General features: G+C 58.8%; 14 protein-coding genes. 10 read left to right on the top strand and 4 right to left on the bottom strand.

The window, feature by feature from the left end; all coding sequences use genetic code 11:
• Both moaC and NW857_RS08165 read right to left on the bottom strand, forming a co-directional pair.
• Positions 1–425, bottom strand: a 425-nt coding sequence (moaC, locus tag NW857_RS08170) for a cyclic pyranopterin monophosphate synthase MoaC (RefSeq protein ID WP_414368607.1), incomplete at its 3' end; no start/stop codon positions are given.
• Between the two features lie 105 nt (positions 426–530).
• A complete protein-coding gene (locus NW857_RS08165; protein WP_414335419.1) occupies positions 531–1,022 on the bottom strand; it encodes a Tic20 family protein in 492 nt (163 codons plus the stop codon).
• 309 nt (positions 1,023–1,331) lie between these two features.
• Here NW857_RS08165 and NW857_RS08160 point away from each other — a divergent pair, with 309 nt between their 5' ends.
• The 3 genes from NW857_RS08160 to NW857_RS08150 all read left to right on the top strand — a co-directional run bounded on the left by NW857_RS08160 (position 1,332) and on the right by NW857_RS08150 (position 3,256).
• Positions 1,332–1,799, top strand: coding sequence for a hypothetical protein (locus NW857_RS08160; RefSeq protein ID WP_414368606.1), 468 nt, complete (start codon positions 1,332–1,334; stop codon positions 1,797–1,799).
• Positions 1,800–2,192: 393 nt separating this feature from the next.
• Positions 2,193–2,468, top strand: a complete 276-nt coding sequence (locus tag NW857_RS08155; RefSeq protein WP_414368604.1) for a hypothetical protein — start codon at positions 2,193–2,195, stop codon at positions 2,466–2,468.
• A gap of 311 nt (positions 2,469–2,779) precedes the next feature.
• Complete coding sequence (locus NW857_RS08150) at positions 2,780–3,256, top strand: ABC transporter permease subunit (protein ID WP_414335424.1); 477 nt, start codon at positions 2,780–2,782, stop codon at positions 3,254–3,256.
• 62 nt (positions 3,257–3,318) lie between these two features.
• Here NW857_RS08150 and NW857_RS08145 read toward each other — a convergent pair whose 3' ends face one another.
• Complete coding sequence (locus NW857_RS08145; protein ID WP_414335425.1) at positions 3,319–3,837, bottom strand: MarR family winged helix-turn-helix transcriptional regulator; 519 nt, start codon at positions 3,835–3,837, stop codon at positions 3,319–3,321.
• A gap of 556 nt (positions 3,838–4,393) precedes the next feature.
• Here NW857_RS08145 and NW857_RS08140 point away from each other — a divergent pair.
• Genes NW857_RS08140 through NW857_RS08110 form a run of 7 tightly spaced genes read left to right on the top strand, consistent with a single transcriptional unit; the run spans position 4,394 to position 8,339 of the window.
• Positions 4,394–4,756, top strand: a complete 363-nt coding sequence (locus tag NW857_RS08140) for a cation:proton antiporter subunit C (RefSeq protein ID WP_414335437.1) — start codon at positions 4,394–4,396, stop codon at positions 4,754–4,756.
• A complete protein-coding gene (locus NW857_RS08135; RefSeq protein WP_414368602.1) occupies positions 4,749–6,212 on the top strand; it encodes a cation:proton antiporter in 1,464 nt (487 codons plus the stop codon). The genes NW857_RS08140 and NW857_RS08135 overlap by 8 nt, the downstream gene beginning before the upstream one ends.
• Positions 6,196–6,600 (top strand): Na+/H+ antiporter subunit E, encoded by a 405-nt coding sequence (locus NW857_RS08130; RefSeq protein ID WP_414335429.1) that lies wholly within the window; start codon positions 6,196–6,198, stop codon positions 6,598–6,600. The genes NW857_RS08135 and NW857_RS08130 overlap by 17 nt, the downstream gene beginning before the upstream one ends.
• Positions 6,597–6,848, top strand: coding sequence for a hypothetical protein (locus tag NW857_RS08125; RefSeq protein WP_011430584.1), 252 nt, complete (start codon positions 6,597–6,599; stop codon positions 6,846–6,848). Before NW857_RS08130 ends, NW857_RS08125 begins: the two co-directional genes overlap by 4 nt.
• A gap of 22 nt (positions 6,849–6,870) precedes the next feature.
• Positions 6,871–7,152, top strand: a complete 282-nt coding sequence (locus NW857_RS08120; RefSeq protein WP_414335431.1) for a monovalent cation/H(+) antiporter subunit G — start codon at positions 6,871–6,873, stop codon at positions 7,150–7,152.
• 9 nt (positions 7,153–7,161) lie between these two features.
• Entirely contained in the window at positions 7,162–7,683 is a 522-nt protein-coding gene (locus NW857_RS08115; protein ID WP_414335433.1) for a DUF4040 domain-containing protein, read from the top strand.
• Positions 7,680–8,339 (top strand): Na(+)/H(+) antiporter subunit B, encoded by a 660-nt coding sequence (locus tag NW857_RS08110; protein WP_414336986.1) that lies wholly within the window; start codon positions 7,680–7,682, stop codon positions 8,337–8,339. Before NW857_RS08115 ends, NW857_RS08110 begins: the two co-directional genes overlap by 4 nt.
• Before the next feature lie 153 nt (positions 8,340–8,492).
• On the opposite strand, the gene NW857_RS08105 is transcribed toward NW857_RS08110, so the two are convergent.
• Positions 8,493–8,627 (bottom strand): hypothetical protein (locus NW857_RS08105; protein ID WP_414368620.1); only part of this gene is annotated, 135 nt, incomplete at its 5' end.

The raw sequence follows: 8,627 nt of genomic DNA, 5'->3' as shown, positions 1-8,627 counted from the left end.
ATCGCCTTTTCCAAGGCCTTGGCCATGTCGTACAGGGTGAGGGCAGCCACTGCAACCGCCGTCAAAGCCTCCATCTCCACTCCGGTCTGAGCTGTGGTTTTTGCCGTAGCGGTGATCAGAAAGCCGGGCAGGTGGGGATCCGGATCCAGATCCACGGTGATGCTGGTCAAGGGGAGAGGATGACACAGCGGGATCAGATCGGCAGTGCACTTGGCGGCCATGATCCCGGCCAGCCGAGCCGCTTCCACCACATTCCCTTTGGGCCCTTGACCGGCCAAAATGGCCTCTAAAGTCCTTTCTGACATGCGTACCTGCCCTTGGGCAGTGGCCAGACGGGCAGCCAGGGGCTTGTGTCCCACTTCCACCCTCTGTACCCGACCGGAAGCGTCCAGGTGGGTGAGGGTTGGGCCAACATCAGAGGTCAAATCCGACGGCACCCCAGCCTCCTGCAATCCTTGAAAGCTGCAACAGCCGGCTCAGGCTCCAGTGAAGTCGTCAAATCAGCAACCAAGCCCTCAACTTGAGAACTGTTAGTAGCGAATCCAAGCATAGGCGGCATCGGAGAGCACCGGCACCTCGGCATAGTGACCGCGCACGTTCTGGACCCAAGCATAAAGGGTGACAGCGATTACCCCAAGCAGGGCAGTGGTGGCCAAAATGCTAACAAGCGCTGCCAAACCAAGGCTGCCAAAGAGCATAGCGAACACCTGCATCAACACTTGCACCAAAAACAGGGCAATGTTGAGCAGCAGCGCCTGCATCGTGTTGAAGCGAACAAAATGGGCGACGCGGCCGTTGCGGATTACGAAAAAGAGTAGGGCAAAAAACAGCCCCATGCCCAGCCAGCCCGTGGCCAGAGGCAGCAAACGCAGCAGCGGACTAAAAATGGGGATCAAACCTGGCAGAGATTGAAACAAACCAGAGGGCACAAAGCCGAAGGGCAGAGCCGATACCAACGGCAAAAGGTAGGGAAGGGATCCCCAGAGCCGATCGATGGGAGTGATGTTGCCGCGCCAGGTCATAATCCGTCGATCCCCTTAGTGCAGTGGCCATTGAAGCAAGTTTGCCGGTCGGTGCGCTCTCGGAATCCCTAGATGGGAAGAAGAAAGCGACACCCGAGCTTTGGGCCTATTGTAGTCGATGGATTTTGGCGACTCAACACGCTCGACCGCAAGCCGGCCTCAGCTTTCGAGTGAGCAGAACAAATAATTATTGAGTGGGCAAGTGTTCACGGTGAGCATCCTCCTTCATCCGGGCTGGTATAATCGCTGGCAATTCCTTTCTCCATCACCGGTCTTTTGGGTTCTTTAAGTCTTTTTTCGGCTTCGACCATGAAGATTTCCTCCTTTCCTGTTGCCCGCCTTGTGGGAGCTTTCCTCTGGCAAGCTTGGTCTGGTCTCATCGGCTTTTTCAACGACCGCCTGCTGCCGGAGCGCTTCCACGTTCGTCCTGAGACTTTGCCGGAGGGGCTGGCCCAGCTTTGGGCCCGTTACCTGTGCTACCGGCAAGCTTCTCGTCCAGGGGCAATCCAGTTTCGCGGCCTGACGGTGGAGCCTGGACGGGATCTGCGCTCGGCTCGTCTTGAAGCTCGTCCGCTCCGCTACCGCGGCTGCCCTGTGGAGACGGTTGCCCGCTGCGGGGATCCCTCTCCTGCCGGCCAACTTCTCACTGAAAAAGCTTTTGTGCCTCCCTACTGGAGACTGCTCAATACATTGCGCTTGAAGTTGAGCCTGGCCGATATCGATCGCTATTCGGTCACCCCGGCTCTGCAGCGGGTTTACCGTGGCCAAGTGTTCTAGCGGTTTATCTCCCTACGGGTGGCTGACCCCACGGTTGAGGCGCTGCCGCTGGTAGATGTTGGGTTGACCAGCTTGTTTCTCCTGAGCAGCGGGGGGAGGAGCTCCAGATACCCGCCACCTTTAGCTAAAAGCCGCAGGAGCCCCGCTCCCTACCGCCTAGCGGTCGGAGTTGGGTAGTTTACAAGTCCTTGAGCTGCAAACAAAAAGGCTCTGAAAGACCAAGAAAAAGCTAAGGTGGTGCGGCAACGCGCCCGCATCGCGAACAGCCGGGGAGATTTTCTGCACCACCTTAGGACTCGATGGGTGCGTGAAAGCCGAGCCATCGAGGTGGAAGAGCAGGCGGTCGGCAATGGGCAGGCATCCCAAGCGGGCTCAATCCATGTTTTTCGGTCGATGCTCGAGCCAATTTTAATCGGGTTGAGCGCTGTGCTCTGGGGCGGTCTCTGGGGCTACGCCACGCTGCTGATCGTGTTGGTGAACTTCAAGGAGCAGGGATCGGTTTACGCCTACCCCATGCAAGTGGTGTTGGATCGCTTTGTGGAATCTTTGGGGCTGGACTGGCTCAAAGCTTTGCATGCCATGCAACTGAAGCCGCTGCGCCAGATCAGCTATGCCCTGTTTGGCGCTGTCACCTTAGGGGTGGTCTGGATGCTTTGGGTGTTGGGGTGAGGCAATGAACGCTGCTCAACTGGTCGCCATTCTCTCTACTGCCATTGCCACCGCCACACCGTTGGTTTTCGCCAGTGTAGGAGAAACCATCACCGAGCGAGCAGGGGTGATCAATCTCTCCGCAGAGGGGACGATCATGCTGGCTGCCATGGTTGGGTTCGCCGTGGCCAAGCTGACGGGAAGCCTGGTGTTGGGCTTTTGGGCTGCCGCTGCTGGGGCCACTTCTGTTCCGAAGGGATCTGCTGCTGTATGCCAGCTATGCGCTGATTGGGGGAACTTGGTTCTTTTTTTATCGCACCCGGCCTGGCCTGATGCTGCGGGCCATGGGAGAACAGCCGGCAGCAGCCTTTGCCCGTGGCACCGATGTCATTTTCTGGCGCTATGTCTACACCCTCGTGGGAGGATCCCTGCTGGGCTTGGCAGGAGCCGCTTTTTCGCTGGATTTCAAGGCCGGCTGGAGCCACCGACACACAGCAGGTTACGGCTGGATTGCTTTGGCCATCGTCATCTTCGGCGGCTGGAACCCCTTACGGGTGGCCTTGGGGGCCTACCTGTTCGGCATTTTGCAGTCCTTTGCCGGGGTTGCCCAGACCACCATCCGCGCCGTGCCCGCCCAAGTTTTTACGGTGGCTCCCTTTGTGTTGATGATTTTGGTGTTGGTGTTCACCTCCGGGGAATGGTGGGAGTACGGTCTGCGCGGGATCCCACCTCGGCTGCGGCGCTGGATTCAGCAGGCGGCGCGAGCCACTCCGCCGGCAGCCCTGGGACAGCCATTTGAACAAGGCTAGAGACCCGGCTCGGGGAGTCTCTGGTCAACCGGCTCAATTAAGAGAAAATCTAAGGGTGCATCCTAGAAAATAGCGTGCAGCTTTTTGAGACAGGCCTGGATCTCCGCCAGCTCGGAGGGATCCAACTTTTGGAAGCGCTCTTTCAAGTAGGCGATGTGGGCCGGAAAAATTTCCTCAAACAGTTTCTCCCCCGCCTCTGTCAGCACGACCCTGAAGCAGCGGCGGTTCTCTGGCGGCACTTGCCGGCGCACCAGCCCCTTCTGTTCCAGACGATCCACAATGCCGGTCAGTGTCCCTTTGGTAACCAGGGTTTTTTGGGCCAAGACATTCATGGTCATGCCGGGAGTGTTGCCGAGGGTCACCAACACATCAAATTGGGGGGCGGTCAGCCCCATTTGCCGAATGTGAACCCCGGCATAATTTTCAAAGGCTTGGTAGGCCCGCACCAGATCCCGCACCACCCCCAAAAAAGGCTCACGGGCCGCCAGAATTGTTCGCGTCGACGGGACGGAGGAGTCTTCAGGCTTGCGAACCTCGCTTTCCGGAACGTCAGGCAGGGCAGGGTCGACAGGAGTGGGCATAGTTGAAGATCGCTGAAGGGGACTCACCCCCAGAGGAAAGTCTCGGCTCCATGATAGCCGACTGTAGTATAGTTCTAACGCAAATTAACGATGCTTCCGGCAGCAGCTCCAACCGTATCCGCATCCAGGGGCAGGACTGAGCCAGGGTGGAGGCTTTTCCGGCGGGGAGGGTCTCGACGACCTGTCGCTCACAAGGGAGCTGCTGCTGCAGAACCCGGAACTTCGTCCCACCAGCATAAGTAAAAACAGCCTAAACTGCGAGCAGCCCCCATTGATTCTGACTTTGCTATGAGAGGTGTATGACCAGGATCCCACCAAGCCCCAGAGCTGACCGGCAGTTGGCTCAAGCTGCCTACCTGGATCTGCAACTCTTTCGACTTCGGGATCCGGCCTTGTTGGGGAGATTGAGATCCCGGCAGGGTTGCAACCTGCCACAGACTGTCTGGCACCGGCCCTCTAGCTGCTGCGACCGCGGAAGCTGGATACTGATCGCGTAAGCGGGACGAAATGAACGACTTAGCAACCGGATGGCTCGAGCGCAGCAAGCGAGGTGCCCATGTTAAATGCCGCCATCACCCTCACGATCTTCCTTGGCTTTTGGGGAGTCGTGGTCAAGCGCAATCTCATTATGAAGATCCTGGCCATGGATGTCATGAGCACCGGGGTCATCGCCTTCTTCGTGATCTGGGCCGCCCGCAGCGGTGTGTTCACCCCTATCTACAAGCCCTGGCGCGAGCTGGACTATGCCGACCCCGTACCTCAGGGGATCATCCTCACGGCCATCGTCATCGGTCTGTCGGTACAAGCCCTGATGTTGGTGGGGGTGATGAAGTTGTCCCGCAACCATCCCACCCTCGAAGTGGAGAGCATCGAACAGGCGGTCGCGTCAGCGGGGCGGAGCACTTTTACCGATGACTGAGCTGACGCTAGTCTGGGTGGCGCTACCCTTTTTGTTTGCCTTTGCCACCTACTTGATGCCCGCCTTGACCCGTCCCAGCTTGGTGGGGATGGCCGCGCTGACGGTGACCTATGCAGTGTACCAGGGGGGGTTGCCGGGAACAACTGCGGCGCCGTTAGAGCTTCAGTTGCTGGATCACTTCGGGGTGACGCTGCGGATCGACGCCAACGCAGCAGCCATGCTCTTGGCCCATGGACTGATAACGCTGGGGGTGGCGCTGTATCTGGATCGGCGCTTTGTGGGCAGCCGCTTTCTGGCCATGCAGTTGCTGATCGTCCACGGCAGCGCCAACGCCGTCGTCATCAGCGCCGACCTGATCAGTGTCTATGTTGCCCTAGAGGTGCTCAGCATTGGTGTGTTTTTGCTGCTCACCTACGGGCGCCGGGCTGAGTCCCAGCCGACGGCAGGGGATCATCGCGACCGCCAGCTTTGGGTGGGGCTGCGCTACCTGTTCATGAGCAATGTGGCCATGCTCTTCTACTTGATGGGCGCAATCCTGGTCTACGTGCGCACCGGATCCCTGGCGATGAGCAGCCTGGCCATGGCTACCCCCACGGCTTTGGCGCTGATTGCCGTGGGTCTTTTGGCCAAGGGGGCGGTCTTCGTCGCCGGCCTGTGGCTGCCCCTCACCTACATCACCGCGGATCCCGTTATCGCGGCGGTGCTCAGCGGCTTTACGACCAAAGCAGGTGCCATGGCCTTGGTGCACTGCAGCGAGGCTTCGCCGGCCTTGGCCCAGGGGTTGTCCTACTTGAGCGCCGGCTCAGCCGTTTTTGGGATCCTCCTGGCTTTGATGGCCAGCACGCCCCAGCGCCTTTTGGCCTGGAGCTCGGTCTCGCAGATGGGATTTGTAATTGCCGCCCCTCAGTGGGCAGGTTTGTACGGCCTGGCCCATGGGTTGGCAAAGCCTCTGTTGTTTGTGGGGACGGCGATAACGAGTTGCTGGCGCTGGCCGATGTTGATCTTGGGGGCGGCCTCTCTGGCAGGGGTGCCCGGCAGTTTGGGGTATGCAGCCAAGGCCCTCACCTTGTCGGCTCTGGATCCCTGGCACGAGTGGCTGCTGGTTGGGGTTACCATCGGCACCACCTGTGTGGCTGTGCGAGTGCTGCGGTCATCTCCTTCTCAAATCAGCGGGAACATCCCCTCCAGTTGGCAAGACCAGGCGGCCTTGGCCCTTTGGGGCGGCGGCTTGCTCTGGGGCTGGCTGCCGGCGGCCTACGACGTCGATAATCTCCTTAAGGCACTGCTCAGCTTGGGTGCCGGGATCCCCCTGGGCTGGTTTTGGGAGCGGATCCCTTGGCAGAGAAGGTCGGTGAATGAGGGGCTGGAGGCTGTGGTGGGCGGCTTGAGTGTGGTGTTGGTGTTGGTGTTGGTTTGGGTTTTGTTAGCTGGGTGGAATTATGGGACGCTACCCTGAGTTGGGCTTACTGGAAATTGGCCTGCGGCTTTTGATTTGGTTCCTGCTGACGGGCAATCTGAGCTGGGACAATGTGGCCATCGGGGTGGCGGCGACGCTGCTGCTGCCTCGTCAGGCCTCTGCGCCGGTGCGGTGGCGGGATTGGGGACGGGTGCTCAAGGAGATTGTTTTCGCCGTTCCGAAAGCTTACTGGGAGGCCTTTGAGATGATCCTCAGGCCCCACACCGTAGAGGAGGTTGTATACAAACAAACTCTCCCCAATCGTTCGGCGGGGCTGGTGTTTCTCGATATCTTTTTGATTACTTTTACGCCCAAAACCATTGTGCTCAATTGCGATGCCCAAGGCACCTACGAGGTGCATCTGCTCAAACCACGGGAGGAGGCGTGAACCTACTGCTGTTTCTGCTGACTTTGACCCTATGCCTGCCGCTGTATGCCGCCTGGCTGAAGGAGGATATTTGGCAGACGATGCTGGCTTTTGCCAGCTTATCCACCAAGACGGCCATCCTGGTTTTGGTGGTATCCGTGGTGCGGGATGACTGGATGATCGGGATCGTGGGGGTCTTGATTTTGTCGGTGGGTAACGCGGCCCTGATGCTGCTGGCCCACGTGCTCAAGCGCTTGGAAATGCTCTAAAGATATTCTTAGTCTGGGGAATATGGAAATCTTAATGGAAGCTCTCAGCTATCTTCTGTTTGGGATCGGGGTGCTGTTTTGGCTGTGGGGAACGGCGCCGCTCCTTGGGGATCGCTCGATTTTGTTTAAGCTGCACGGCCTTTCGGTGTCCGACACCCTGGGATCCATGAGCATCATACTGGGGCTGTTGCTGCGGATCCCAAGGGAGTGGCCTCTGCTGGTGTTGGCGCTGATTTCCTTGGCCATTTGGAACACCATCTTGGGCTATGTGCTGGCGTTTTGCTCGCAGCGCAAGTCCCTATAGGAGGACAGGATGGAAGAGACCTTGTTGCTGGTGATCGCCCTGCTGCTGCCCTTGACGGCAGGCTTGGTGGTGACCCAGACCAATCCCTATCATGCCTTGGTGATGCGCGGCATTCTGGGATCCATCGCTGCTCTGATCTATGCCTTGTTTGGGGCGGCGGATGTGGCGCTCACCGAGGCGCTGGTGGGCACCATGCTTTCCATTACGCTCTATGCCATCGCGGTGCGTTCCTCGTTGAGTATGCGCTTGGGCGTTCTCGAAGGCAGTCCTGTGTTGGAGGCCGGTACCTCAGCAGCACAGCAGTTGTTACAGCAGATGCGCCAAGCACTACAGCGGTACCACATGCGTTTGGAGTTGGCCGTCTATGGGAGTTCAGAGGCCTTGTTGGCTGCCCTTCACAGCCGAGAGGTGCACACCATTGCCCTTGAGCCCGATGAGGAGGTGGCAGAGTATCGCTTGGTAACGCGCGTGCCCCGCCTGCAGGCCATCTTGGCGCAACAAGCCCTGCTTTCTGAGGTCTTCTTGCCATGAGGTGGTTGTATGGGGTGGCGGTGCTGCTGGCAGCATTGCAGCTCGTGGTCGCCGATGCAGGAGCTGTTTTGCCTGCTGTTGAACCTGTATCGACTCTAGCCGGAGAAAGCGGCGTGCCCAATACGGTGACAGGTTTGATCTTGCGCAACCGCCTTTACGACACGGTTTTCGAAGTAGTTGTATTTTCCGCGGCAATTCTGGGCGCGCAATACCTGCTGGCGGATGAGCGACCGACGGCCAATGTAGCTCAATTTACCGACATTCCCTCGATCGTGCTGGCGCGGGTGGGGGCCACCATTTCTGCCCTGATTGGGGTGGAGCTGGCCATTCGGGGTCACCTGACGCCGGGTGGGGGGTTTGCCGCCGGCGTGGCGGGAGGAACGGCAATTGGCTTGGTGGCGATCACCGCCTCTTCGACCTGGATGGAGGCCATCTACAAGCGGTGGCAAGCCGCGATGTGGGAGAAGCTGTCGGTGGTGACGTTTATCGGCGTGGCTGTCATCGCCCTGGCCGGTTGGGAGCTGCCCAAGGGCGAGCTGGGATCCCTTTTCAGCGGTGGCTGGATCCCGATTCTCAATATTTTGGTGGCGATCAAGGTGGCGCTGGGATCCTGGGCGGCAATCTTAATTTTTATTCGCTACCGCGGCTTGCTATAAGAGGGGTTGATGAGAGACACCCCTGTCCCGTCACCGACATTGCAGATGAGGATCCAATGTGCCCCACAAGCCTTCCCCCTCTACCAAGACGCAAAAAAAGGGATCCCCTAGCCAAGGGATCCCTTCCAGTTAGTAGTTAGTTATTCAACTTCGCTAGCCAGACTGGGAGGCTGTCGAGGCGATGACAAAGGCCGCGTAGGTCAGTACGTAACCCACCGTGAAGTGGGCCAGACCCACCAACCGACCCTGCACAATCGACATAGCCACCGGCTTATCTTTCCAGCGGAT

The sequence above is a fragment of the Synechococcus sp. H55.9 genome (assembly GCF_047462355.1).
Classification (GTDB): domain Bacteria; phylum Cyanobacteriota; class Cyanobacteriia; order Thermostichales; family Thermostichaceae; genus Thermostichus.
This window is presented reverse-complemented; position numbering and strand designations above follow the sequence as displayed.

What these genes read in the sequence shown, in the direction of transcription:
- NW857_RS08150 (WP_414335424.1), top strand. Translation starts at nt 2,780, where the DNA reads ATGCTGCGGGCCATGGGAGAACAGCCGGCAGCAGCCTTTGCCCGTGGC.
- NW857_RS08145 (WP_414335425.1), bottom strand. Translation starts at nt 3,837, where the DNA reads ATGCCCACTCCTGTCGACCCTGCCCTGCCTGACGTTCCGGAAAGCGAG.
- NW857_RS08110 (WP_414336986.1), top strand. Translation starts at nt 7,680, where the DNA reads ATGAGGTGGTTGTATGGGGTGGCGGTGCTGCTGGCAGCATTGCAGCTC.
- NW857_RS08130 (WP_414335429.1), top strand. Translation starts at nt 6,196, where the DNA reads ATGGGACGCTACCCTGAGTTGGGCTTACTGGAAATTGGCCTGCGGCTT.
- NW857_RS08160 (WP_414368606.1), top strand. Translation starts at nt 1,332, where the DNA reads ATGAAGATTTCCTCCTTTCCTGTTGCCCGCCTTGTGGGAGCTTTCCTC.
- NW857_RS08120 (WP_414335431.1), top strand. Translation starts at nt 6,871, where the DNA reads ATGGAAATCTTAATGGAAGCTCTCAGCTATCTTCTGTTTGGGATCGGG.
- NW857_RS08140 (WP_414335437.1), top strand. Translation starts at nt 4,394, where the DNA reads ATGTTAAATGCCGCCATCACCCTCACGATCTTCCTTGGCTTTTGGGGA.
- NW857_RS08155 (WP_414368604.1), top strand. Translation starts at nt 2,193, where the DNA reads ATGCTCGAGCCAATTTTAATCGGGTTGAGCGCTGTGCTCTGGGGCGGT.
- NW857_RS08135 (WP_414368602.1), top strand. Translation starts at nt 4,749, where the DNA reads ATGACTGAGCTGACGCTAGTCTGGGTGGCGCTACCCTTTTTGTTTGCC.
- NW857_RS08115 (WP_414335433.1), top strand. Translation starts at nt 7,162, where the DNA reads ATGGAAGAGACCTTGTTGCTGGTGATCGCCCTGCTGCTGCCCTTGACG.
- NW857_RS08165 (WP_414335419.1), bottom strand. Translation starts at nt 1,022, where the DNA reads ATGACCTGGCGCGGCAACATCACTCCCATCGATCGGCTCTGGGGATCC.